This is a genomic window from Maritalea mediterranea (genome assembly GCF_021568695.1).
GTDB lineage: Bacteria > Pseudomonadota > Alphaproteobacteria > Rhizobiales > Devosiaceae > Maritalea > Maritalea mediterranea.
In genome coordinates, this window is sequence record NZ_JAKGTI010000002.1 from 242,465 (window position 1) to 265,447 (window position 22,983).

Genomic DNA, 22,983 nt, shown 5'->3' on the forward strand with positions numbered 1-22,983 from the left:
CGATTACACCGCATCTTTTTCCGCAACTGCGTTGTAGTTTTCCAACAAGGTGCAGAACTCCTCGCGGTCCAGCGGTTTGCCAAACAAATAGCCCTGGCCGATGTGGCACCCTGCCCGATGCAGAAGGCGGGCTTGTTCCTCAGTTTCGATACCTTCAGCAACAATTTTCTTGTCCATATGCTTGGACAGCGACACCACCGCGTTGATGATCGCCATAGATTGCTTGTCCTCCGGCAGATGACGGACAAATGCCTTATCGATCTTGATTTTGTTGACTGGCAGTTTGCTCAGATAACTCAATGACGAATAGCCGGTCCCAAAATCATCCAATGCAATACCAACCCCGCGCTCGATGATGCTATCCAGGATTCCAATGGTCTTATCTTGTTTGGACACGAAAACGCTTTCCGTGATTTCAATGTCCAGCCGTGAAGGGGCCAAACCAGATTCTTTTAGCGCGTAATCGATATCAGCCAACACGTCGCCATACTCAAACTGAACAGCCGACACATTTACCGCTATTCGTCCCGTTGTGGCCGATTTAGCCGCATCGATGCACGACTGCAACAAAACCCAACGGCCAATTTCAATAATCATACCACTGTTTTCTGCCACAGAAATAAACCGATCCGGCCGCACAAAGCCCAAATCCGGATGGCGCCAGCGCACAAGGGATTCTGCGCCGATAATCTTGTTACTGGCGAGGTCGACTTGCGGTTGATATTGGACGAAAAGCTGTTTGTTGACCACTGCATCCAATAGCGCGACCTCAATCGCCTGCCGGTCACGCACCCGCGCGCTCAACTCACTGCGATAGGCAAAGAAGCTGTTGCCGGGCATCGACTTGGCTTCTGAGTGCGCCATATCTGCATGGGTCAGCAGGTTCTCCGCTTCGTGTCCGGAATTTTCTGTGTCGGTCATGCCCAGACTGGCCCCGATCAGTGCGCGGTGCGCACCTATGGTATAGGGAGCCACAATCGCAACCAGTACACTGTTTGCGAAAGGCGCAATCTCCTCTTCAGTTAGCAGTTGCGGATAGACGGCCGCAAACCGATCCCCCCCCAGTCGTGTCACGCTATAGAGTCCCAAGTTGCTTAACCGCTTTGCGACCTGCTTTAGCAATTGATCACCGATACCTATGCCCAACGTATCATTGATGTTTTTAAAGCGGTCCAAGTCCAACAGCAGTAAGGTCATGTGCCGCGGCTTGTCTGATCTTGGACGACAATATTGATCAAGCTCGGAAACCAGTTTTTGCCTGGTAAAAGCCCCGGTCAAACCGTCATAATTGGCCAGATAGGACAAGCGATTTTCGTGGTTCAACCGCTCAGTCACATCTCGGAACGTAAGGCACGCCACCTGCTCAACTATGCCATGCCCCCGATCAATGCGGGAAACCGTAATAGAATATTCTAGGGCGACTGGCTTACCCACATAGCCTTTGTCTGCGTGAATACCTTGCTCGAACACATGCAAATTGGAGACCTTGGAAGGAATCCCCTCCACCACTTTCCCGCGCAAGAGCCTTACAGCCTCTTTATATAGGACGCCGGGCAGGACCTGTGCATTCTTTCCAGCCAAGCTTTGGCCCGCCTGCAACAACTCTTGTGCGGGTACGCTGGCCAACAAAATCTTCTCCCGACCATCAATGATAATCACACCATCAAAATTGTCTTCGACAACACGGTCAAGTATGGCCTGCATGCGTACATTCTCGATGCTTGCCGTTTCCAAAGCCGTTCGCCGGGTCTGTAATTCATTGAACATAAAAAACAGAATATAACCGACCATTACACCGTGCGCAGCGGTGGTGTTGAACAAAACATTGGCCTCTGACTGCGCGAAAAATGCAACGCTTTCTACCAACAAAATGCTGGAGCCATAGACAAAGAGCATTCCCGGCACGGGAATAGGCCTTCCCCGTACAACAAAGAACAGAATGAAGCCAAAGATGACCAGGATTGTGGGCAAGCCTCCCATTGGGTATATGCGATTGCCAGTCAACCGACTCTCCGCAGCCAAAGTCAAAAGCGCAACTCCGGGGATGTGTCCGTATTTGGGAACCAACACTACATCGCCAAGTTCGACCGCCGTCGCTCCGACCAAAACAGACTTGCCTTCTAGACGTTCCGGCGCCACCCGACGCTGGATTAAGTCAATCGCGGGAATGATATCGATCTGCGACAAATCAAGCCCATAGTTGACGATAATAGAGGGTTCAATTTCCGGCTCCATGAACTGGGTAATTGCCAAGGGCAGACTCTTCAAATTCTGATTGGCCACGCGCGCCCCGCTATCTATACGACGGATCTTACCATCTTCGCCTGGTCTAACATTTACAACTACCGGTTCGCCGTGTTCACGGAATTGTGCCAATGGCAATGCCGGCGCCAATGTCGTGCTGCCGTCGCGTTGCCGCACCAATTGATTAAAACTTGCCAAGTAAGTAAATCCACCTGCCCGCTCCAGTGCGCCAGCCAACAGCTGATCGTCAACTGCATTGGAAGGTTGAGATAGATCAATATCCAACGCTATCTCATCAACATTGTAGTTGAGCATCTCATCGATCAATTTCGCATGAACCCGTCGAGGCCAAGGCCATTGACCGACTTCTTTGATGCTTTGCGGATCAATCGCTACAATCACAAACTTTTCAGATACCGCTTGATCGATAGATCGGTAGCGTAAATCGCGCAAAAAATGGTCGATCGGTCGGTAAATGCCTGTGATGTCAACAAGCAGCGCCAGAATAGTCACCATGACCAACGCAATAATCTTTTTAATCTGCAGTTGTGTCATGTCGCTCCGCACCAAATTAATAGCTAACGACACCACAATGTCGCTACAATTCGCTAGATGCATGAAAACATGAATTGGTTGCTATTCAATTTACATAAAATAAAAGGGCCGCCTAAACAAAAAGCGACCCAATACTAAAAAGGAAGACTTAGCAATCTCGATTTGAGCGCCGCATAGCGGCTATTATTTTTGTTTCCCTTTATTGTTTTCGCCCGCGGTGGCGCTGCCCTTGCCGCCGCTGGATTTGCCTTTACTATCGGCGGCGGCGCCCTTGTCTCCTGAATCAGTGCTTTTTTCTATGCCGCTCGCGCCAGCATCGCCGCTTTTTTTACCACTACTGGCTTCACCAGCTGTGCTGCCTGCTGCTGCGCCGAGTTTACCACCGGCCATTTTGCCGCTATTCCCGCCAATATTGGCATTTTCTGCAGCCTTATTGTTGCCTCCTGCATAATTTGGCTGCTGCACCAGATCTGATTTAGGTCCCTGCTTGAAATTCGGCCCCAATTTGGCCTTTAGCTCCAAACTATTCGCGGCGATCGTTTTGTTCGAAGTCATGCTGACAAAGGGTTCCATAGACCCACGTCCGTTCACCTCAACCATAGCATTTTAACCGGTTGAACGCGCCGCTTTTTGCCCCTCTTTAACGTCTACTTTAAGCCCCATCTGAGGATCTTGCACCTCAACACGCCCACGACGAACCTTCACTTCAGTACCCAAGCCAGACTTGTCGGCTTTCACCGTGAACTTGGTTCCCTTCACCACGGCTGTAAGTAAAGGGGCCTTCACAGCAAAATGTTGAACATTTTTTTTATCAACATCTACTGTGATTTCGCCAAAGTCCTGCTCTACTACCGTTTTAAGTTCTCCCCCTCGATCATTAATTCGAATGCGGGTGTCGCCGCCCACCTTGATTGATTCTTTTCCGTGAGTGAAAACAACAAGGGCATCTGGCTTGGTTTGGATGGCACAGGAACTGTCTACCGTATAACCCCGGAATATCTGTTGCCATTGTGTCCCGTCAAAAACGAATACCCCTCCGCGCAACTTGTCTGCCACCCATTCTTCAGCTTGCGTGCTTGTTGTGACAAGCATTCCCAACATAAATGCCGGCAAGAGAAGAGTTTTGATCAGAAAATTCATTTATAAGCCACCTCGATAAATGCAGTTTTCCTGCCATTCACGTCTGTTGGCGATAAAACGCCAGTCTTCCTCAAAACGGCCCAAAATCAACTGGAGCAAACCACTTCCCTTGTTGATCCATCACGGTTTAGAGATCCAAATCAATTAAACCGTCGTCGTCTTCTTCGTCGTCTTCCTCGTCGTCTTCTTCGTCGTCTTCTTCGTCGTCTTCCTCGAGCAATGAACCGACTTCTTCGACGATATCATCCACTAGATTTCCGTCGTCAGCCTCTTCGGTCGGCTGATTTTGACTGCTGTCAGTTCCTGTCGTACCGGTGCCGCTCGAGCCAGTGCCAGTCGCACCAGCCAGCTCTTCCTCAACCTGAGCAGGATTGGTATTAGTTCCTGTTAGGGAGGTGTTTGTTCCATTCTCGCCTAGTTGCACCGCATTGGGTTGCACCAAACCTAATTCAACCTGCAACTGCGTTTGATCTTGGGCTACAACTTGATTTGTCTGCATATCGAGATAAGGCTCAACCGTGCCGCGTCCTTCAACTTTAACAACAGCATTGGTGCCCACGCTTCGTTGAGCTTTCTGGCCTGGCTTCACATTGACCTTAACTTTACGTTCTTGGTCTTGCACCTCAACCAGACCGCGCTGCACCCTAATTTCGGACAAACGGCCCTTCTTTTCAGCGCGAACTGTGAATTTGGTCCCCTTTACCACAGCGGTGAGCAAAGGTGCCTTCACTGCAAAGTGCTGAACATTTTTCTTGTTCACGTCGACGGTTATTTCACCGAAATCATGTTCCACGACGGTGTCCAATTGCCCGACGCGATCTTTGATGCGAATGCGAGTATCGCCGCGCACATCGATAGACTCCCTTCCCCGAGTGAAAACCACTCGTGACTTAGGTGCCGTCTGTATTGCCCGTGAACTATCTACCTTGTGGCCACGATAAATCTGTTGCCAAGCAACGCCGTCAAATACGAAAACCGCACCGCGTAATTTACTGGCAACCCACATTTCCGCAAATGCAGTTTGTGTAGATATACTAAGAATAAAAATCGTCAAAAGAATGGAATTTTTAACGAATTTGGCCATTTGAGCCCCCTCTTAATCCTTGGGCCCACTATAGAAAACAGCCTGCAAATAAGGTGTTAACTGATTTTTTTGATACAAAATATGGTTAATTAAAGCTAATAAAAAAGCCAAAACAAACGCGCGCCGCGCGGCTTCCACCGCACGGCGCGCCAAAAACATGAACGATTACAAAGCTTAGCGGTTTTCGCGATTTTCGATCAAATCATCAACCACAGATGGGTCCGCAAGTGTCGATGTATCGCCCAATGAGCCGAAATCGTTCTCAGCCACCTTGCGCAGAATGCGGCGCATGATTTTGCCTGAGCGGGTTTTGGGCAAACCGGGTGCGAACTGGATCAGGTCTGGCGACGCAATAGGACCTATTTCTTTGCGGACCCAATTGCGCAACTCTTTCTTCAGCTCGTCACTTGGTTCTTCACCCGTCATCAAGGTGACATAGCAATAAACGCCCTGCCCCTTCACATCATGCGGATAGCCCACCACGGCAGCTTCAGACACTTTGTCGTGTGCCACCAACGCGCTTTCAATCTCGGCGGTGCCCATCCGGTGACCGGAAACATTCAACACGTCATCCACGCGACCAGTGATCCAATAATAGCCATCCTTATCGCGGCGACAGCCATCGCCGGAGAAGTAATAGCCCTTATAGGTCTCGAAATATGTGGAAACGAACCGCTTATGGTCGCCATATACGGTGCGCATCTGGCCGGGCCAGCTGTCTTTGATGCAGAGCACACCCTCTGTCTCTGTTTCCGTCTGGACCTTGCCTTCCTGATCCAGAATTTCCGGCTGCACGCCATAGAAAGGCTTGGTGGCAGAACCCGGCTTGGTTGGCGTCGCGCCCGGCAAAGGCGTGATCATAAAACCACCAGTTTCTGTCTGCCACCATGTGTCAACAATCGCGCATTTTCCGCGGCCCACATGCTTGTTGTACCATTCCCAGGCTTCGGGGTTGATGGGCTCGCCCACCGTGCCCAAAATCCGTAATGAGGACAGGTCCGCCCCTTCAACATATTTGTCGCCGGCGCCCATCAAGGCCCGGATCGCGGTTGGCGCGGTATAAAAAATGTTAACCTTGTGCTTGTCACACACCTGCCAGAAGCGTGAGGCGTCCGGATAGTTTGGCACCCCTTCAAACATCAAAGTGGTCGCACCGTTCGCCAGTGGACCGTAAAGAATATAGGAGTGACCAGTGACCCAGCCCACATCAGCCGTGCACCAGTAAATATCACCCTGGCGATAGTCGAAGGTCACTTCATGGGTCAGCGAGGCATAAACCAGATAACCACCTGTGGTGTGCAACACACCCTTTGGCGTGCCGGTGGAACCAGAAGTGTAAAGAATGAAAAGCGGATCTTCTGCATTCATGCGTTCCGGTTTGCAAAACTCGTCAATGCCATTTGCCGCTTCGTGCCACCATACATCGCGGCCGCCCTTCATTTTGATGTCGTTGCCGGTGTTCTCGACCACCAGCACTTTCTCCACCCCATGGGCATGTTTAAGAGCTTCGTCCACATTGGCTTTCAACGGAACGGTCTTACCGCCACGACGGCCTTCGTCAGCGGTGATCACGACCGCGCTGTCGCAGTCGTTAATGCGGCCCGCAAGGGCTTCGGGCGAGAAACCGCCAAATACAACCGAGTGCACTGCACCAATGCGGGTACAGGCCAGCATGGCATAAGCGGCTTCCGGGATCATGGGCAGATAGATGGTAACGCGGTCACCTTTTTTGACGCCCAGCTCTTTCAGCACATTGGCAAAGCGGCACACGCGACGGTGTAGCTGCGCATAAGTGATGTGCTCATCCGTGTCCGGCTCATCGCCTTCCCAGATGATGGCGGTTTCGTCCGCACGGTCTTTCAAATGCCGGTCGATACAGTTAACGGAAACGTTCAACTCGCCATCTTCAAACCATTTGATGGACACATCGGGATATTCAAATGTGGTGTTTTTGATTTTGGTCGGCTCTTTCATCCAGTCGATGCGTTTGGCCTGCTCTTTCCAAAATCCTTCAGGGTCATTCACAGACTGCGCGTAAAGCGCGTCATATTGATCCTTTGTGGTCAATGTGCGTGAGACAATATCTTCAGGTGGTTGGTAAATGTCCGAACTCATTGGACGGTTCCTCCTCGATCAATCCAATCATAAAGAGATCGTTGCCGACCTCTCGTTGAATACGGTCAACACACATCCATTTGAATATGTGAGTTGTCCCCACAACACCGTGATAAAAGGGCTAATGGTTGCGACGCGTTCGGTCAATATCACCAATGGTTTTTTAGACCTGTTTTCGTATTTCTTTGTGCCAAACCATCCATATTCAACACTTTTAAAGAACATTACCGCATACTCCAGCGCGGACCAAATGGGGGAAATCGACATGTCTGACGCCAAAACGCCGAACTTTCGGCCCGCCCGTCGCGACGAGATTGAATGGGTGCTGCACACGGTGCATCAGGCCATAGATGAATCAGAATTTTACTGTGACGAATTCAAACAAACCGAACGCGAACGGATGAACATCCATTTTCTCACCGCGCTGTGGGAATATGATCCAAACCATTTGCATGTGTTGTGCAAAGGCGACGAGAAGGTCGGCATTATGCTATCCGGGCCAGACAATGGCGTCGTGTTTCTGTATTGGTCCTACATCTTTCCAGAACATCGGGCATCAACCATCGCGATCAAAGCCAACAAGGCCTTTATCAACATGTTCGACAATGGCCATTGGCATAAGCTGGTGACTTTCACCCGCACGAGCAACGAGAAAGCCAACATCATCCTCGCCCGCTATGGCTGGACCGAGGTGGCGCAACTCGACAAGCATATTTTTGGTGAAGATTATAAGATCTTCGAAATCCAGCTGGAAAAAACCGTGCCGGGCTATAAACCCTTCCGTGTGCCAGGGCGCTTGGAACGGCTGAAACGCAAACTCCTCAATCCCCTGAAAGATCATGATTAAAGATTGGATTGCCATCGCGACCCTGCCCCATGTGCGCAGAAGATGCATCAAAACAGCCCTGATTGTCGGTACCCTGCTAATGCTGATCAACTATCTGGATCGCTTGCTGGCTGGCCAGGTGAGCGGGTTGGACTGGCTCAAAATCATCCTTACCTACTTCGTGCCATATATTGTGTGCGCCAGTGCTTCCGTGAGCGCAATCATGGAAAATCGCCGCGCCACCAAATAATCCAACGAAACAAAATTGCGTTCGGCCCATTGTCCTGCCAAGATGGCGCACCAGATCGGACCCTATCGCCCATCAACAAACACGGCACGGCGCCGCTTGGGGAGACTATGGACCTTTTAAGCAGTATTTCTTTGGCCACATCATTCTATCTGGCTATTGTTATTGGCGTCACTCTGCGCATTTTGGCCCGTAAACATATCTCCAGCGCCGCGCGGCTGGCCTGGTTCACGGTGGTGGTTACACTGCCCGCCTTTGGCATTGTGCTCTATACCCTTTTGGGGGAAGTGCATATATCGCGGAAATTGCGCGCCAAAAAGGCGCGCCTGTTGCGCCAGATGAAAAAACTGGAGTTTGATCGGCTTGAAGGCGAACCTGACCCGTATCGCAAAGTGCCGCAGCGCTATCACGCGATCTTTCAATATGCCCAGACCATCAACCGCTTTCCCCTCTCCAACGGCAACCGCGCCGAATTGTTGTATGACGCGGAAGACACCCGCAAACGAATTATCGCGGATATCGATCAAGCCAAAGATCATGTGCACTTGCTCTACTATATTTGGCTGAATGATCATACCGGCACCGACATCGCCCATGCGGTGATCCGTGCCGCCCAGCGTGGTGTTGCATGCCGGGTGATGGCCGACGCGATCGGATCGCGTGTTCTGCTCAAATCTGATCTGTGGGTCGAGATGCAACGGGCGGGCGTGCAAACGGAAACGGCCATGCCGTTTGAATCCATGATTGCCACCCATCTCTTGAACCGATTTGACCTGCGCAATCACCGCAAGATCACCGTTATTGACGGTAAGATCGCCTATTGCGGCAGCCAGAATTGTGCTGACCCCGAATTTCGACCCAAGGCAAAATATGCCCCGTGGATCGATATTATGGCACGTTTGGAAGGCCCCGTGGTCAACCAGACTCAATTGCTGTTTGCTAGCGACTGGATGAGCCGGCGCGAAGAGTCCACGCTAAAAGATTTTCCACTAAATGCCCGGCCGCTCAAAAATGGCTTTGTTGCCCAAGTGAACGGCAATGGGCCCACCGAGCGTCGCGGCGCCGCGGCACATTTATTCGCCACTCTGATTGCCTCAGCCGATCAGGAAATCAACATCACGACGCCCTATTTTGTGCCGGATATTATTGTGCTCAACGCCCTGTGCGCAGCGGCCATTCGCGGGGTAAAGATCAATCTGATTGTCCCGCGCATCAATGATAGCTGGGTGGTGGCTGCGGCCTCAAAATCCTTTTATTCCGAAATTCTGGCGGCCGGTGTGCGGGTTCATGAATATGTGGGCGGTTTGTTGCACGTCAAATGTCTGACCATTGATGGGCAAATCACCATGATAGGGTCATCCAACCTCGATTTGCGCAGCTTTGACCTGAACTATGAAAACAACACCATTATCTACGACAAGAAATTCACACAGCAGGTCAATGACCGTCAGGACCAATATTTGAAAAGTGCGATCGAGGTTCAATTGCAAGAGGTACGGCAATGGCGTTTGCCAACACGCATTTGGCATAATGTGATCGGCACGCTGGGGCCAGTGCTCTAAGCCAGCCCTATTGTGGATCGCTCGGTCCCTTTTTACGAAGATTATTGATCATGCGCCCCAAATTGGCCTTCACATCACGCGCCAAAAACAAGGTTTCGCCCAAAATGCGAGGCACCAGCCAATGGGCATAATTCATCACTGGCGGCACTGTGGTGATCGCACCCTTTTTGCCCACCATACCTTTTTTGAACTGGTGCAACCCTAAAAAGCCATCGGTCCCCCCAAGATCATACCATTCAACGCGGGGTTGCCGCGCCAGCCAACGCATGATTTCCCAATGCATAAAATAGCCAGCCTGCATGGGCAACGCCTTATCGTTGGTGGCACCATAAAGATAAACCGCCGTGTCACCGCCTACAAAGATAATGGCGCCGGCCACCGCTTCGCCCATATCATCGTAAACCATGAAGATTTCCGGTCGAATGGAAGGGTCAATATTATCCATCAAATGATTGAGGGAGTCGTACGCGGAGTAGTCTGGAAACTGTTTACGCGCAGTCATGGCTTCATAAAGCGCATTAAACTCTGACATGCGGTCCGGCCCAACATGTTCAAACCGCAGTTGATTCTTTTCAGAATCGCGCAAATGCTTGCGCCATTTCTGATTAAAGCTAGCCCGCATTTCGTCATCAGACAGGGAAACATTGACGAAATAGCGATTGGGAAAGGGCAACCCGGCGCCTTTCTTGAACCCGATCTGTCGTAAATATTCCAACGCAGGGTTGACCTCTGTCGGCACAGCTCGCGGCAGTATAGACAGCATCAAGCGTCGCTTAATCGCATATTCCTGCACCAAAAGGTCGACGATTGCCTGATAGTCATTTTGTGCGCTGGGCAAGTTGCTTTTCAACAACATGGGCCCCCATTTGCACACGGCCAGACCGCCCAACCCAAACGGAGCTGTCTTATGCATCACCAAACAGCCGCCAACCAGCCGGTCACCATCATAGAAATTCAATCGATCCAGCGCCATGGCTGGCCAACGTTCCGCCGCAAAAACATCCAGCTGTTCCTGGCACACATCATCGAAAATGTGTGCCTGCGCATCCCATTCTGCTGCATTCAACTGCTCGACCCTTAAGGTCATATCGCCAGCGAACTGGTCCATCTTTGCTGCCAACACCTTATCACTCATCAATCGCTTCACCACGATCCAACCAGATCACCTTTGCACGGATATCCAGTTGGCCGACCACAAGTTGGGTCAAACTTAGTTAAAACACGACAAGTGATAAGATTTGGTAAGGGAGACTAGGCGCCTTCCAACTCAATATGGCGCTGCTCTGCCCATTGCGCATATTCTTTCATGCTGAGCAAGGAGGCTGCGTCCTCATCCACCACCACAACCGCATGCTGGTGCATTTGCAACGCAGAGGCCGGGCAAGAGGCCGAAACCGGACCTTCCACACAACCGCGCACCGCCTCGGCCTTGTTAGGGCCAGTCGCCAACAACATCACTTCTTTGGCGTCCAAAATGGTGCCTATCCCGGTGGTTATGGCATCGGTGGGCTGAAACTCATCTGTATCAAAATAACGTGAGTTTGCTTTGATGGTGGATTTGGTGAGCGTTTTCACCCGCGTGCGCGAGGCCAAGCTAGACAAAGGCTCGTTAAAGCCAATATGGCCATTCACCCCAATACCAAGCAACTGCAGGTCGATGCCGCCTGCAGCCTGAATAGCTTGCTCATAGCGCAAACATTCCGCATTGGGATCTTCTGCTGCCCCGTTGGGTACATGGGTGCGCGCCTGATCGATATCGACATGATCAAACAGCTTGTTATTCATAAAATAGCGATAGCTTTGAGTGTGATCGCCAGATAACCCGATATATTCGTCCAGATTAAAGCTGGTCACATCTTTGAAGCTGACATCGCCACGCTTATTGGCTTCGATCAAACGCTGATAAAGCGCGACCGGCGACGAGCCGGTGGCCAAACCCAACACTGATTTTGGTTGCTTGTTTAAATGCTCAACGAAATAATTGCATGCAAAATCAGCTACGGCCTCGGCATTTTCCAAAATGACCAATCGCACCTTTATCTCCACTCATTTGATGTTTGCGGCGGCTACTCCGCCCGCATTTCGGTTGCAAATACATACCGGTCCCCACGATAATAGGACCGTGTAAACTCCATTGCAGCACCTTCTTGATCAAATGAACGTCGCTCAATATCCAAAACGGCGTCGCCCTCTTTCACCCCCAAATAGCCTGCCAGTTCAGCAGAGCAATTCACCGCCCGCAGACTTTGCTGCGCCTTCACCGGGCGATAGCCGCTGGCCTGCAGCAACTCATAGAGCGAGTCACCTTCAGACACATTGTCAGCATTGATGATGGAGGTTGGAAAATAAGCCAGCTCATAGGCCATGATTGCACTATCCGCATAGCGGATCCGGCGAAAGCAGGAAACCAGTGTGTCGAATGAAACACCGAGCGCCATGGCCACATCCGGCTGGGGCAAAACCACGCCCTTGAAGACCAGCTTGGAACTGGGCTCCATACCGCGATTGCGAATGTCTTCAGAAAAACCGTTCAAAAAGGCCAGCGACTTTTCAATCGACCGCGGACGATTGCGCGGCACATAAGTACCCAATCCCCGTTTTTGAACCAACTGACCATCATTCAATAGTGGCTTGAATGCGCTGCGGATTGTCACCCGCGACAGGCCAAGTTTTTCAGACAGCTCGCGCTCCGCCGGCAAAAAGTCGCCAGGCCCCAAAACGCCACGCTCAATAGCATCGCGCAACCCTTCAGTCAGCACGCCGTAACGTGCCCCTGGTCGGGTCAGAGCTGATTTCAAATGATCTATAAGCTGAGCAGGATCATGCTCTTGCGTCGCCAATTCGTCCACTCTATCCCCCCACCATGCACCAGCTGAACACTGTCTGCTTAACAAAATACCGGTGCATGTTTCAAAGGCCTCTACCAATAGTCGACTCGGCAACGAAGATGCTGCCCGCCAAAAATACCAATAAAATACCTATGCCGTCAATTTGAAACTGCACCCTGCGCTGGACTCACCAGTTGCACCTGTCAGTGTAGCCGTAAAAATTTCTCTGAAAAGCCGATAATGAACTTTTTGCTTCATCACTTAGGCCTTGGCAGATCCACCGGACCAAAAAATCGGCACCGTACCCGTCCATAAAATGCGCGCTGGCTTGTCGGTTACGTTGCGCCAACTATGTTGCCGTGTGGAGCGGAAGTGCAAACTATCCCCTTCACCCAACGCCACAGATTCGCCTTCCACATCAGTCGTCACTTCGCCCTCAAGGATATAAATGATCTCTTCCCCTTCGTGACTTACAGTCTCGGACTGATAACCCGCCGGGACAGTTATGATAAACGATGAGAGCTGATTGCCGGCAAAGTCTGCTCCCAGCCGTTCATATTTCAACGAAGAGGAATCTACAGAAAAGCTTTCGCGTTCGCCTGCCTTTGTGGTTCCACGGATGACCGCCGGCGATGAAATGAAATATTCCATTTCCACATCCAGGCTGCGGGATATGAGCGAGAGTGCCCCAAGTGAAGGCGTAGCCTGGTCCCGCTCCACCTGACTCAAAAAGCCAACCGACAAATTGGCCGCCTCACCTAACGCCTTCAATGTCATATTCAACTTGCGCCGCCGTTCGCGGATCAGCGCACCAACCAAGGGCTGGCCTGATTGTGAATCGAAGGATTTGGATCGGGCATTTGTCATATTTTCGCTTACCTATCGAAAAATTTTTGATATAACAAAACTTGTTTTACTGTTCTGTCAGAATTGTTCGCAGTTGAACGATTCTCAGTTCTCCATCGCTTTACATAAAGCTTCGCTTAAAAATCACATTGCGCCGCCAAATACTAGGAAAAAAACCGAATATTCAGGTGGCTAGACCTACAGAGTACCATACAAATATGCAAGAATTGGCAAGAATCCTCGCACAACCCGACGCTGAAACCAAAATGTTCGAATTGCTCGAACAAGACGTTCAAAGCAAAATCAGCGCAAAACTGGTCACCCTGATGTGGCTAGATTACCCAGCAGGTCGTGCGCGGCGAATCTATACCAACCGGCCGGATTTATACCCGACGAAAGATAGCAAACCGATCAGCACCAACCCTTGGTATGAACATGTGATCGTGGGGCAAAACACATTTGTTGCCAACACCCTTGACGAGATGGACGAACAGTTCACCGACAAAGATTTTTTTGCCGCCCACGGCTGCGCCTCAGTGCTCAACATGCCCGTCGTGATAAACGGCAAAACAGTTGGATCGCTCAATCTGCTGCATGAAGAAAATCATTTTACGCCGGCGCGTGTTGAGCGCACGAAGGAGCTTGTCCTGACGGCTATGGTTTGTATTATGTTGCAACAGTCCAACCTCAACAACGCTTAGACCGGCATCCCATTATGCAGTTTGACGAACTCGTTACCTCCACCACTCAATGGGCCACTCAGTATGGCATGGCGCTCATTATTGCCCTCATCGTTCTGGCGATCGGCTGGATTGCTTCGAAATGGTTATCCAGCGCCATATTGAAAGTCCTGCCTCATAATAAGGCGTTCGATGAAACCATCGCCCCGATGGTTAGTCAGATCGTGCGCTATGTCGTCATCATCGTCGCGATTGTGATCGCGCTGAGCGAATTGGGCGTTCAAACTGCATCCATTCTGGCAGTACTGGGTGCCGCGGGCCTGGCCATCGCCTTGGCCCTGCAAGGCACCTTGTCCAACATTGCAGCTGGCGTCATGCTGATCTGGCTACGTCCCTTTAATGTGGGTGATTATGTGGAGGCCGACGGCATCAACGGCGTCGTCAAACAGGTGGGTTTGTTCGCCACTCAAATGCGCACGGTTGATGGCAAATTTTTATTCGCCCCCAACTCTAAAATTTGGAACGCCACCATCGTCAACTTCAACCGGGAGATGACCCGGCGGGTCGACTTCAAGGTTGGCATCGCCTATGACGCCGATATTGCAAAAGCGCGCGAAGTGTTGCTGGAAACCGCCGCTGCCGATGACCGCGTTCTCAAGGTGCCCGAACCGGTCGTCTACGTGATGGGGCTGGGGGCAAGCTCTGTTGATTTGCAGCTGCGCTGCTGGACGAAAACGGCAGATTATTGGGAAACGGCCATGGCCATCAACGAGCGCGGCAAATTGGCATTGGACAAAGCCGGTGTTGAAATCCCCTTCCCACACGTGCATCTTGTGGCTCCAGGACTGAACGCAAATATCACGTCGGATTCGTCCAAAGAAACAAAATAGGATTTCCCCATGTCCCCTTCTCTCGACTGGCGCCAAACCCAAACCATTCCGGCACTCGGGTTGGGCTGTTGGGCCATTGGGGGACCCTATTGGGCTGATGCCATTCCGCTGGGGTTGGCTGACACGGACGATTCCACTGCCAAATCGGCGCTAAAGGCGGCGCTTGATCATGGCATTCAATATTTCGATGTGGCCGATGTTTATGGCGCAGGCCACGCAGAAGAGCTGCTGGGCAGCGTTTTGAAACGCCGCGACGACGTGCTGATCGCCACCAAGTTCGGCCACAAATTTGATGCGACGACCAAACAGGTGCAGGGCAAAGCCACCAGCGCCGATGACATTCGCGAAGCGGTACATGGGTCACTGCGGCGGCTCAAACGCGAGCAAATCGATCTTTATGAACTGCATCTGGAAGAATTGGACGCCGACGAAGCCGGTGAAGTCGCAGATGAGCTAGACAGGCTTGTGCAACAGGGCAAAATTGCGGCCTATGGCTGGGTGACCGATCATGTGAGCGACGTCGAAAACTGGGCCGGACGCGATGATTTCGCCGCCGTGCAACACGAATTTAACCTGCTGCATCCGGCCAATGAATTGCGCGAGAAATGCGCCGCGCATAATTTGGTTTCTGTGTGCCGCGCGCCGTTTGCCATGGGGCTCTTGAGCCACCAGATCAACTACGCCAATAGCTTCGGCGACGCGGACAGCGTGCCCGAACATCTCGCCCACTATCTTAAAGGCGACGACCCCCAGACACGTTTGGAAAAAATCCACGATCTGCTGCGCACAGATGGCCGCACCATTGCTCAAGGGGCACTGGGCTGGATCTGGGCCACAGACAGCAATGCCTTGCCCATCCCTGGCTTTCGCACCGCAGATCACGTAAAAGAAAACGCAAAGGCCCTCGAGTTAGGGCCTCTGCCTGACGATGTGGTGGACGAGCTAAACGCCCTCACCTAGCGCTATTTCTCAATGCCCCTATAGGCCTGATCGCCCCAGAGCGCCTCTACCCGTTTATCGCGACCGCAGGTGAAGCGATAGAAATTGTAGCGCACCGGGTTCTTCTTGTAATAGTCCTGGTGATAATCTTCCGCTTTGTAAAAGCGATCATCTTCAATAATCGGGGTCACAATGCGCTGGCCCAAGGCCTCTTCCGCCTCAGCCTTTGAGGCAAGGGCGGCAGCTTCCTGATCGGCCGTGCGGGTGAAGACCGCCGTGCGATAACTGTTGCCACGGTCGCAGAATTGGCCGCCAGCGTCTACTGGATCAATGGTGCGCCACAAAATGTCGACCAGTTCGCGATAGCTCACCTTGTCATTGTCAAAAATGATCTCCACCGCTTCATAGTGGCCGGTGTTGCCGCCTGTCACCTGTTCATAGGTGGGGTTGTCCACCGTGCCACCAATATAACCGGAAATGGCTTCTTTCACCCCATCCACTTTTTCAAAGTCGGCCTCGACGCACCAGAAACAACCGCCGGCGAAGACCGCCTTTTCCTCTGCGGCCTGAACGGTGCTGACGCTCAACAGGGCCGCCATCACAATGTAAATCAATGCACGCATATTCATTCTCCTTTATTGGACAACGAAAATGGGGCGGGCAGAGTTCACTTACAAATCAAATGGAATTGAGCAAATTGTCAAAAAGGCGCCGAAACAAATTCGACGCCTTCTCGTATCACATAACCTATGAGTCAGCGGGATTGGGTTCTCGCCCCTTCCCTATGAGTCAGGTTGCGCCGTCGGCGCTCCTTTCCCCATGAGTCAATTTATCCCGCCATGGCCCCCTGCGCTGACGCACCACGCTCCACCAACAGGCGGTTATAGGCATTCAGATAGGCCCGAGCCGAGGCCACCAACGTGTCTGGCTCTGCGGTTCGCCCAGAAGCAATCTTGCCGTCCATTTCCAAACGCACATGGGCATTGGCTTGAGCATCGGTGCCACCGGTCACCGCATCTACGCCATAGAGCACCAAATGCGGATCCGCCCCGACGGCGGCTTTAATGGCATTGAAAATCGCATCAACTGAGCCCGTGCCCGTGACGCTAACAGATTTCTGCTCACCTTCAATCGACAACACCAAATCGCACCGGTGTTCACCCCCTGTCGACGTACTCACGCTCATGGAGACCAGCTTGATCTTGTCTTCCACCGAGCCCATTTCATCGTCGACCAACGCCACCAAGTCTTCGTCATAGACGTGCTTTTTACGGTCAGCCAGTTCTTTGAAGCGCTGAAAGGCTTCCTGGAATGCATTATCGCCCAGATCATAGCCCAACTCTTTCAACTTTTCCTTGAAGGCATGGCGACCGGAATGCTTGCCCATCACCAACGAGGTGGCCTTAATCCCGACGCTCTCCGGCGTCATGATTTCGTAGGTCTCGGCATTCTTCAACATGCCATCCTGGTGGATGCCACTTTCATGGGCAAATGCGTTTTTGCCCACAATGGCCTTATTAAACTGCACATTGAAGTTGGAGGCAGCCGCGACGATTTTCGACGCGCGGGCCAAATGGGTTGAATCAATGCCAGTGTGATAGGGCATGGTATCGCCGCGGGTTTTGATCGCCATCACAATCTCTTCCAGCGCCGCATTGCCAGCCCGCTCGCCCAAGCCATTGATGGTGCATTCGACCTGACGAGCACCAGCACGCACACCAGCCAACGAATTGGCGACAGCCAAACCCAAATCATCGTGGCAATGGGTGGAAAAGATCGCTTTGTCCGCATTCGGCACCGTCTCGATCAAGGTCTTGATCATGTTGTAATATTCTTCCGGCACCGCATAGCCGACTGTGTCGGGAATATTGATGGTGGTGGCACCAGCGTTAATCGCCGCTTCCACACATTTGGCCAAAAAGTCCATCGGCGTGCGGGTGGCGTCCATGCCGGACCATTCCACATCATCAATCAAGTTGCGGGCCTGCGTGACGGTTTGGGTGACAATCTCCAGCACTTCATCCTGCGTTTTGCGCATCTGGTGCGCCAAATGGATGGGGGATGTGGAGACGAAAGTATGGATACGACCGCGATTGGCATATCGCACCGCTTCAGCCGCGCGATCAATATCGGCGGGAATGGCGCGGGCCAACCCTGCAATCACCGCGTTTTTCGACCGCCGGGCGATTTCAGCAACCGCTTCAAAGTCTCCATTGGAGGCAATGGGAAAGCCCGCCTCAATAATATCGACGCCCATATCATCCAGAATTTCCGCCACCTGCAGTTTTTCCTCAAACGTCATGGTGGCGCCGGGCGACTGCTCGCCATCGCGCAATGTGGTGTCGAAAATAAAGACTTGATCGGTATTGGTGTTCTGTTCGCTCATTTTAAAAACTTCTCTCTAGACAGGGCGCATCGCCCAAATTTGACCTTTGGTGTGCAAATTTCCCCTAAATACCCGTTCTCCCTGATGAGAACCGTCGGTACTCAGGGGCTGATAAGGAGTAGGTCTAGAGATAGGTTTTGCGCGCGCAGCAGTGCAGCATCGCCAAGGTGGCGACGGCTCAAAATCTCGGTGCTGTGCAACATACGGGTCATAGCCTACCCAAAACTGTCTAACGCAAACAAATTCAAATCAATTTCAGTCTAATCGAGACCGGACTGGATTTCTAGACATTTTTGCCCAAATCCGACCAGCCGCAAAGAATTTAGCTCATAAGGTCAAGCTCGCCCTGCGCATTGATCACAACATGACCGCCCAACCCAACATGCACCAGCTTGCCTGCTTCCATTTTGGCTTGCGCCTCGATAAAGCTCGGGCGCCCCATTTCGGCCCCTTGGCGCACCACAATATCCGTCTGCCCCTCACCAAATCGACCGGCCGCCGCCAACTGCCCAACCATGGCCGATACAGCAGAGCCAGTGGCTGCATCTTCTTCGAGATTGTCAAAATCAACGAAGGCGCGGGTCGCATAATCGTTTTCATCTTCTTGCGGGGTAGGCGTATAAGCCAATACGCCCTTCACTTCGTGCCCAAAAATTTTTGTCCAGCCGCGGCGTTGAAATTGAATTTCCCTCAGCACGCTGGCATCTTTGACCGGCACCAGAGTGTAAGCTACGCCTGCAGAATAGTTCGCTGGCATCACATCATCAAAGCCGATCTGATGGGGCATTAGGCTCAAATGCGCGGCCATCGCGTCAATGTCGGGTGCATCACCAATGCGTTCGGGCAACTTGGGCAAGCCAAAACGCGCATGACCCGAGGCCTTGCCGGTGGGGGTCATCACTGCCACCACCGTGCCAATCTGTTCATCAAGCCGAATGGCGCTGGTTTTGTGGCGCAAACCCAAGGCCACAGACACGCCCACAGTGGGGTGCCCCGAAAAAGGCAATTCAAATTTTGGGGTAAAAATACGCACTTTGGCCAAATGGCGCACCGATTGTGGCTTATGAACAAAGATCGTCTCAGACAGATTGAACTCGCGCGCAATCTTCAACATGGTCTCGTCCGGAAGCCCATCCGCCTCAAACACGATGGCCAGCGGATTGCCCGCAAAGCGCTCCTTCGTGAACACATCCGCGATCATAAATGGATATTTCATGCCAACCCCAACATTGCATTGTTCCGATTTTTGAAACAGTTGCAGATTACGGCACCACGCCTAATGAAGTTTGAACATTTGGACAAAAAAAGGGGCGCCGAAGCGCCCCTAAGTTAGCTCTGGGAGAGCTAGGGTTTAACTGTTTGAAAGCTTAGTTCTTGTCTTTATCGACCAAGGCACCAGCTTTAATCCAAGGCATCATATCGCGAAGTTTTTCACCAACTTCTTCAATTTGATGCGCGTCATTATTGCGGCGAGTTGCTTTAAAGCTTGGCTGACCCGCTTTACATTCCAACATCCAATCGCGCGTAAAGCGGCCGGATTGAATATCTTCAAGCACACGCTTCATTTCGGCCTTTGTTTCTGACGTCACGATGCGTGGGCCAGTAACATATTCGCCATATTCGGCTGTGTTTGAAATTGAGTAGTTCATGTTGGCAATGCCGCCCTGATAAATCAGGTCTACAATCAATTTCACTTCGTGCAAGCACTCGAAATAGGCCATTTCTGGTGCGTATCCAGCTTCCACCAATGTTTCAAAGCCGGCGCGGATCAATTCAACCAAACCGCCGCACAAAACAGCCTGCTCACCGAACAAATCGGTTTCACATTCTTCTTTAAAGGTGGTCTCAATGATACCTGAGCGACCGCCGCCAACGCCAGAAGCGTAAGCCAATGCAACGTCCTGCGCATTACCAGTTGCATCGTGGTGGATCGCCACAAGACAAGGCACACCGCCACCTTTTTCAAATTCACCACGCACTGTGTGACCTGGGCCTTTTGGCGCGACCATGATCACGTCAACGCTGTCTTTTGGCTCAATCAAACCGTAATGCACATTCAAACCATGTGCAAAGGCAATTGCGGCACCATCACGAATATTTGGCGCAATTTCGTTATTGTAGATGTCTGCCTGCAACTCATCAGGGGTTGCCATCATCATCACATCGGCCCAAGCGGCGATTTCCGCAACGCTCATCACCTTCAGCCCGTCCGCTTCAACTTTCTTTGCAGTTGAAGAGCCCTCACGCAGGCCAATTGCAATGTCAGTGACGCCAGAATCTTTCAGGTTCAGTGCGTGCGCACGGCCCTGGCTGCCATACCCAATAATGGCAACTTTTTTGTTCTTGATCAGATTAAGATCAGCGTCTTGATCGTAATAAACACGCATAATTGCGTTTCCCCTTAATTTATCTTTGGTTCTTACCTGCGTGGGGCAGATTAATTGTCATCTATTAGGCGCCGTACAATTTCAAAAACTGCTCAGTCGCCCGTTTTGCGTCTCGGATAACGTCTTGATCTGAAAGCTCAAACTCGTCACCCAACAGAAGCCGAATTTGAACATCCCTCAGCACCAGGCCGAAAAATGTACGAAACGCCTCCTCCTCGTCGTCAAAGCGAAGCAAACCAGCGCCCCGCCCTGCCTTCAACAAAGGCTTCAACCGTTTCCCAACCGCAAAGCGGCCATTGGTCAAAACCGTATGTCCCAAATTGCTCAGCGGCCCAGCATGGGTAATCGCCAAACGGTTCAGCGCCACCGAAATGTCGCCGGAAATCACTTTGAGCCAGTCATAGGCAAACCGCTCAAGATTGGCCTGCAACGCCTCAATGCTCATGCGCTGTGGCCCCAAGGGCACCGGACGAACTTTAGCCGCCTGCCACTGCACAATGGCCGTCAACAATCCATCCCGATCGCCAAACCACTTATAGAGTGACTCTTTTGAACAGCGTGCGCGCCGCGCCACACCGGTCATGGTCAATTTATCACCAACTTCAACCAACAAGGACAACGCAATATCCAGCACGTCCTGCTGGCGCTGCGTTAGTTCTTCATCACCCAATTTAATGGCAGCCGACAATTTCACCTCCATTGATCGGTCGCGAACCACCGCGCCCGTCTGCACCCCAAAATTTAAAGGCCCAACCTGCCTTTTCACTCCGAAGCGCTCAATCTGATATAGGAACCGTACCGTACGGTTCGGAAAATGTCAATAAAAAGTTACACGCAGATTTTGGACCGGAAAATCAATAGAAATTCAACCAATTACAGAAAGGGGCGCCGAAGCGCCCCTTAAATCTCTTACATTGGGAGGCGTTTTACGCCTTATCCAAGGCCTGCTCGATATCAGCAATGATATCATCCACATGCTCAATACCCACAGAGATCCGTACCAGATCGCTGGATACGCCAGCGGCCTTGAGCTCTTCCTCATTCAACTGACGGTGCGTTGTAGACGCCGGGTGACAGGCCAAAGATTTCGCATCACCGATATTCACCAGCCGCAAGATCATCTGTAGTGCATCGATGAAGCGCGCGCCGGCTTCCTGGCCGCCTTTAATGCCAAAGCTCAAAATGCCAGAAGCCTTACCACCAGAGATTTTGTTGGCCAACTCATTGTAAGGTGAGGATTTTAGACCCGCATAATTGACCCATTCTACCTTGTCATGGGCTTCCAGATATTCCGCGACCTTATGGGCGTTCTCGCAGTGACGTTCCATGCGCAATCCGAGTGTTTCTAGGCCTTGCAAGATTTGGAACGCATTCATCGGCGAAATTGCGGCACCTGTATTGCGCAACGGCACCACGCGGGCGCGGCCGATAAAGGCCGCCGGGCCAAGCGCTTCGGTGTACACCACACCGTGGTAAGAAGGATCAGGCTCATTCAGCACCGCAAAGCGCTTCTTGTCGGCAGCCCAATCGAACTTGCCGCTATCAACAATAATGCCGCCAACGGAGGTGCCGTGCCCGCCAATATATTTGGTCAAGGAATGCACCACAATGTCAGCCCCATGCTCAATGGGGCGGCACAGGAATGGTGATGCAACTGTGTTGTCCACGATCAGCGGCACGCCATGCTTGTGGGCAATCTCGGCCAGCTTTTGGATGTCTACAACATTGCCCGCCGGGTTGCCGATACTTTCGCAGAACACTGCCTTGGTGTTTTCGTCAAACAATTTGTCGATACCCTCAAAGCTGGCATCCACCATGCGAACATCAATGCCCTGACGCGGGAAGCTGTGTTCAAACAGATTGTAAGTGCCGCCATAAAGCTGGCTGACCGATACGATGTTGTCGCCGACGCCGGCAATGGTTTGGATGGCATAGGTGATGGCTGCCATGCCTGAGGCGAGCCCCAACCCGGCAATGCCGCCTTCCATCTCCGCCACGCGTTGCTCCAGCACCGCAGTCGTGGGGTTCATGATCCGGGTGTAAATATTGCCTTCCACCTTAAGATCAAACAGGTCAGCCCCGTGCTGGGTGTTGTCAAAGGTGTAGCTGGTGGTCTGATAAATCGGCACAGCCGCAGCCTTTGTGGTGGCTTCGGACTCATAGCCATGATGTAGGGCGAGTGATTCCAGTTTCATAATATTTTCCCGATGTTTGACAGAGTTCGGCGCATCTTATCATTTGATAAGGAACCGCA

At 51.8% G+C, this 22,983-nt stretch carries 21 protein-coding genes; 6 read left to right on the forward strand and 15 right to left on the reverse strand.

Features of this window, described 5'->3' with window-relative positions; genetic code table 11:
• Positions 1-3 precede the first annotated feature (3 nt).
• The 5 genes from L1I42_RS10210 to acs all read right to left on the reverse strand — a co-directional run bounded on the left by L1I42_RS10210 (position 4) and on the right by acs (position 7,138).
• Positions 4-2,799, reverse strand: coding sequence for an EAL domain-containing protein (locus L1I42_RS10210; RefSeq protein WP_236114425.1), 2,796 nt, complete (start codon positions 2,797-2,799; stop codon positions 4-6).
• Between the two features lie 183 nt (positions 2,800-2,982).
• Complete coding sequence (locus L1I42_RS10215) at positions 2,983-3,372, reverse strand: hypothetical protein (protein ID WP_236114426.1); 390 nt, start codon at positions 3,370-3,372, stop codon at positions 2,983-2,985.
• 33 nt (positions 3,373-3,405) lie between these two features.
• Positions 3,406-3,939: a FecR domain-containing protein gene (locus L1I42_RS10220; protein WP_236114427.1), complete on the reverse strand. Its 534-nt coding sequence runs from the start codon at positions 3,937-3,939 to the stop codon at positions 3,406-3,408.
• 127 nt (positions 3,940-4,066) lie between these two features.
• Positions 4,067-5,023, reverse strand: a complete 957-nt coding sequence (locus L1I42_RS10225; RefSeq protein WP_236114428.1) for a FecR domain-containing protein — start codon at positions 5,021-5,023, stop codon at positions 4,067-4,069.
• A 174-nt stretch (positions 5,024-5,197) separates the two neighbouring features.
• Complete coding sequence (gene acs, locus L1I42_RS10230) at positions 5,198-7,138, reverse strand: acetate--CoA ligase (RefSeq protein ID WP_236114429.1); 1,941 nt, start codon at positions 7,136-7,138, stop codon at positions 5,198-5,200.
• Between acs and L1I42_RS10235 the strand changes: the two genes are divergently transcribed.
• The 3 genes from L1I42_RS10235 to cls all read left to right on the forward strand — a co-directional run bounded on the left by L1I42_RS10235 (position 7,125) and on the right by cls (position 9,773).
• Entirely contained in the window at positions 7,125-7,985 is an 861-nt protein-coding gene (locus tag L1I42_RS10235) for a hypothetical protein (protein ID WP_236114430.1), read from the forward strand. The two genes, acs and L1I42_RS10235, sit on opposite strands and share 14 nt — an antisense overlap.
• A complete protein-coding gene (nrtS, locus tag L1I42_RS10240) occupies positions 7,978-8,214 on the forward strand; it encodes a nitrate/nitrite transporter NrtS (protein ID WP_236114431.1) in 237 nt (78 codons plus the stop codon). The genes L1I42_RS10235 and nrtS overlap by 8 nt, the downstream gene beginning before the upstream one ends.
• Before the next feature lie 107 nt (positions 8,215-8,321).
• A complete protein-coding gene (gene cls, locus L1I42_RS10245) occupies positions 8,322-9,773 on the forward strand; it encodes a cardiolipin synthase (protein ID WP_236114432.1) in 1,452 nt (483 codons plus the stop codon).
• A gap of 7 nt (positions 9,774-9,780) precedes the next feature.
• Here the strand turns inward: cls and L1I42_RS10250 are convergent, their stop codons facing one another.
• The 4 genes from L1I42_RS10250 to L1I42_RS10265 form a co-directional block, all read right to left on the reverse strand.
• A complete protein-coding gene (locus L1I42_RS10250; protein WP_236114433.1) occupies positions 9,781-10,908 on the reverse strand; it encodes a lipid II:glycine glycyltransferase FemX in 1,128 nt (375 codons plus the stop codon).
• Between the two features lie 116 nt (positions 10,909-11,024).
• Positions 11,025-11,807 carry a glucosamine-6-phosphate deaminase gene (gene nagB, locus L1I42_RS10255; protein ID WP_236114434.1) on the reverse strand — a complete coding sequence of 261 codons (783 nt, stop codon included), beginning with the start codon at positions 11,805-11,807 and terminating at the stop codon, positions 11,025-11,027.
• Between the two features lie 32 nt (positions 11,808-11,839).
• Entirely contained in the window at positions 11,840-12,622 is a 783-nt protein-coding gene (locus L1I42_RS10260) for a GntR family transcriptional regulator (protein ID WP_236114435.1), read from the reverse strand.
• 240 nt (positions 12,623-12,862) lie between these two features.
• Positions 12,863-13,468, reverse strand: coding sequence for a helix-turn-helix domain-containing protein (locus tag L1I42_RS10265; RefSeq protein ID WP_236114436.1), 606 nt, complete (start codon positions 13,466-13,468; stop codon positions 12,863-12,865).
• A 197-nt stretch (positions 13,469-13,665) separates the two neighbouring features.
• Here L1I42_RS10265 and L1I42_RS10270 point away from each other — a divergent pair, with 197 nt between their 5' ends.
• From L1I42_RS10270 to L1I42_RS10280, 3 genes are read left to right on the forward strand one after another with little or no spacing between them, the layout of a single operon-like run.
• Positions 13,666-14,148, forward strand: a complete 483-nt coding sequence (locus tag L1I42_RS10270) for a GAF domain-containing protein (protein WP_236114437.1) — start codon at positions 13,666-13,668, stop codon at positions 14,146-14,148.
• A 14-nt stretch (positions 14,149-14,162) separates the two neighbouring features.
• Positions 14,163-15,017, forward strand: a complete 855-nt coding sequence (locus tag L1I42_RS10275; RefSeq protein WP_236114438.1) for a mechanosensitive ion channel family protein — start codon at positions 14,163-14,165, stop codon at positions 15,015-15,017.
• Positions 15,018-15,026: 9 nt separating this feature from the next.
• Positions 15,027-15,977, forward strand: coding sequence for an aldo/keto reductase (locus L1I42_RS10280; protein ID WP_236114439.1), 951 nt, complete (start codon positions 15,027-15,029; stop codon positions 15,975-15,977).
• 2 nt (positions 15,978-15,979) lie between these two features.
• Here the strand turns inward: L1I42_RS10280 and msrA are convergent, their stop codons facing one another.
• The 6 genes from msrA to L1I42_RS10310 all read right to left on the reverse strand — a co-directional run bounded on the left by msrA (position 15,980) and on the right by L1I42_RS10310 (position 22,924).
• On the reverse strand, positions 15,980-16,579 hold the full coding sequence (gene msrA, locus L1I42_RS10285; RefSeq protein ID WP_236114440.1) for a peptide-methionine (S)-S-oxide reductase MsrA: 600 nt from the start codon (positions 16,577-16,579) through the stop codon (positions 15,980-15,982).
• Between the two features lie 206 nt (positions 16,580-16,785).
• A complete protein-coding gene (locus tag L1I42_RS10290) occupies positions 16,786-18,342 on the reverse strand; it encodes a 2-isopropylmalate synthase (RefSeq protein ID WP_236114441.1) in 1,557 nt (518 codons plus the stop codon).
• A 322-nt stretch (positions 18,343-18,664) separates the two neighbouring features.
• Positions 18,665-19,558 carry a PhzF family phenazine biosynthesis protein gene (locus L1I42_RS10295; RefSeq protein ID WP_236114442.1) on the reverse strand — a complete coding sequence of 298 codons (894 nt, stop codon included), beginning with the start codon at positions 19,556-19,558 and terminating at the stop codon, positions 18,665-18,667.
• Positions 19,559-19,709: 151 nt separating this feature from the next.
• Positions 19,710-20,729 carry a ketol-acid reductoisomerase gene (gene ilvC, locus L1I42_RS10300; RefSeq protein WP_236114443.1) on the reverse strand — a complete coding sequence of 340 codons (1,020 nt, stop codon included), beginning with the start codon at positions 20,727-20,729 and terminating at the stop codon, positions 19,710-19,712.
• 64 nt (positions 20,730-20,793) lie between these two features.
• Positions 20,794-21,429 carry a TetR/AcrR family transcriptional regulator C-terminal domain-containing protein gene (locus L1I42_RS10305; protein ID WP_133571413.1) on the reverse strand — a complete coding sequence of 212 codons (636 nt, stop codon included), beginning with the start codon at positions 21,427-21,429 and terminating at the stop codon, positions 20,794-20,796.
• A gap of 226 nt (positions 21,430-21,655) precedes the next feature.
• Positions 21,656-22,924: an O-acetylhomoserine aminocarboxypropyltransferase/cysteine synthase family protein gene (locus L1I42_RS10310; protein WP_236114444.1), complete on the reverse strand. Its 1,269-nt coding sequence runs from the start codon at positions 22,922-22,924 to the stop codon at positions 21,656-21,658.
• Positions 22,925-22,983 lie beyond the last annotated feature (59 nt).

Bases quoted from the DNA above. Each gene is read 5' to 3' on its own strand.
- L1I42_RS10210 (WP_236114425.1), bottom strand. From the start codon at position 2,799: ATGACACAACTGCAGATTAAAAAGATTATTGCGTTGGTCATGGTGACT.
- L1I42_RS10215 (WP_236114426.1), bottom strand. From the start codon at position 3,372: ATGGAACCCTTTGTCAGCATGACTTCGAACAAAACGATCGCCGCGAAT.
- L1I42_RS10220 (WP_236114427.1), bottom strand. From the start codon at position 3,939: ATGAATTTTCTGATCAAAACTCTTCTCTTGCCGGCATTTATGTTGGGA.
- L1I42_RS10225 (WP_236114428.1), bottom strand. From the start codon at position 5,023: ATGGCCAAATTCGTTAAAAATTCCATTCTTTTGACGATTTTTATTCTT.
- L1I42_RS10235 (WP_236114430.1), top strand. From the start codon at position 7,125: ATGTCCGAACTCATTGGACGGTTCCTCCTCGATCAATCCAATCATAAA.
- acs (WP_236114429.1), bottom strand. From the start codon at position 7,138: ATGAGTTCGGACATTTACCAACCACCTGAAGATATTGTCTCACGCACA.
- nrtS (WP_236114431.1), top strand. From the start codon at position 7,978: ATGATTAAAGATTGGATTGCCATCGCGACCCTGCCCCATGTGCGCAGA.
- cls (WP_236114432.1), top strand. From the start codon at position 8,322: ATGGACCTTTTAAGCAGTATTTCTTTGGCCACATCATTCTATCTGGCT.
- L1I42_RS10250 (WP_236114433.1), bottom strand. From the start codon at position 10,908: ATGAGTGATAAGGTGTTGGCAGCAAAGATGGACCAGTTCGCTGGCGAT.
- L1I42_RS10265 (WP_236114436.1), bottom strand. From the start codon at position 13,468: ATGACAAATGCCCGATCCAAATCCTTCGATTCACAATCAGGCCAGCCC.
- L1I42_RS10270 (WP_236114437.1), top strand. From the start codon at position 13,666: ATGCAAGAATTGGCAAGAATCCTCGCACAACCCGACGCTGAAACCAAA.
- L1I42_RS10275 (WP_236114438.1), top strand. From the start codon at position 14,163: ATGCAGTTTGACGAACTCGTTACCTCCACCACTCAATGGGCCACTCAG.
- L1I42_RS10280 (WP_236114439.1), top strand. From the start codon at position 15,027: ATGTCCCCTTCTCTCGACTGGCGCCAAACCCAAACCATTCCGGCACTC.
- msrA (WP_236114440.1), bottom strand. From the start codon at position 16,579: ATGCGTGCATTGATTTACATTGTGATGGCGGCCCTGTTGAGCGTCAGC.
- L1I42_RS10290 (WP_236114441.1), bottom strand. From the start codon at position 18,342: ATGAGCGAACAGAACACCAATACCGATCAAGTCTTTATTTTCGACACC.
- L1I42_RS10295 (WP_236114442.1), bottom strand. From the start codon at position 19,558: ATGAAATATCCATTTATGATCGCGGATGTGTTCACGAAGGAGCGCTTT.
- ilvC (WP_236114443.1), bottom strand. From the start codon at position 20,729: ATGCGTGTTTATTACGATCAAGACGCTGATCTTAATCTGATCAAGAAC.
- L1I42_RS10305 (WP_133571413.1), bottom strand. From the start codon at position 21,429: ATGGAGGTGAAATTGTCGGCTGCCATTAAATTGGGTGATGAAGAACTA.
- L1I42_RS10310 (WP_236114444.1), bottom strand. From the start codon at position 22,924: ATGAAACTGGAATCACTCGCCCTACATCATGGCTATGAGTCCGAAGCC.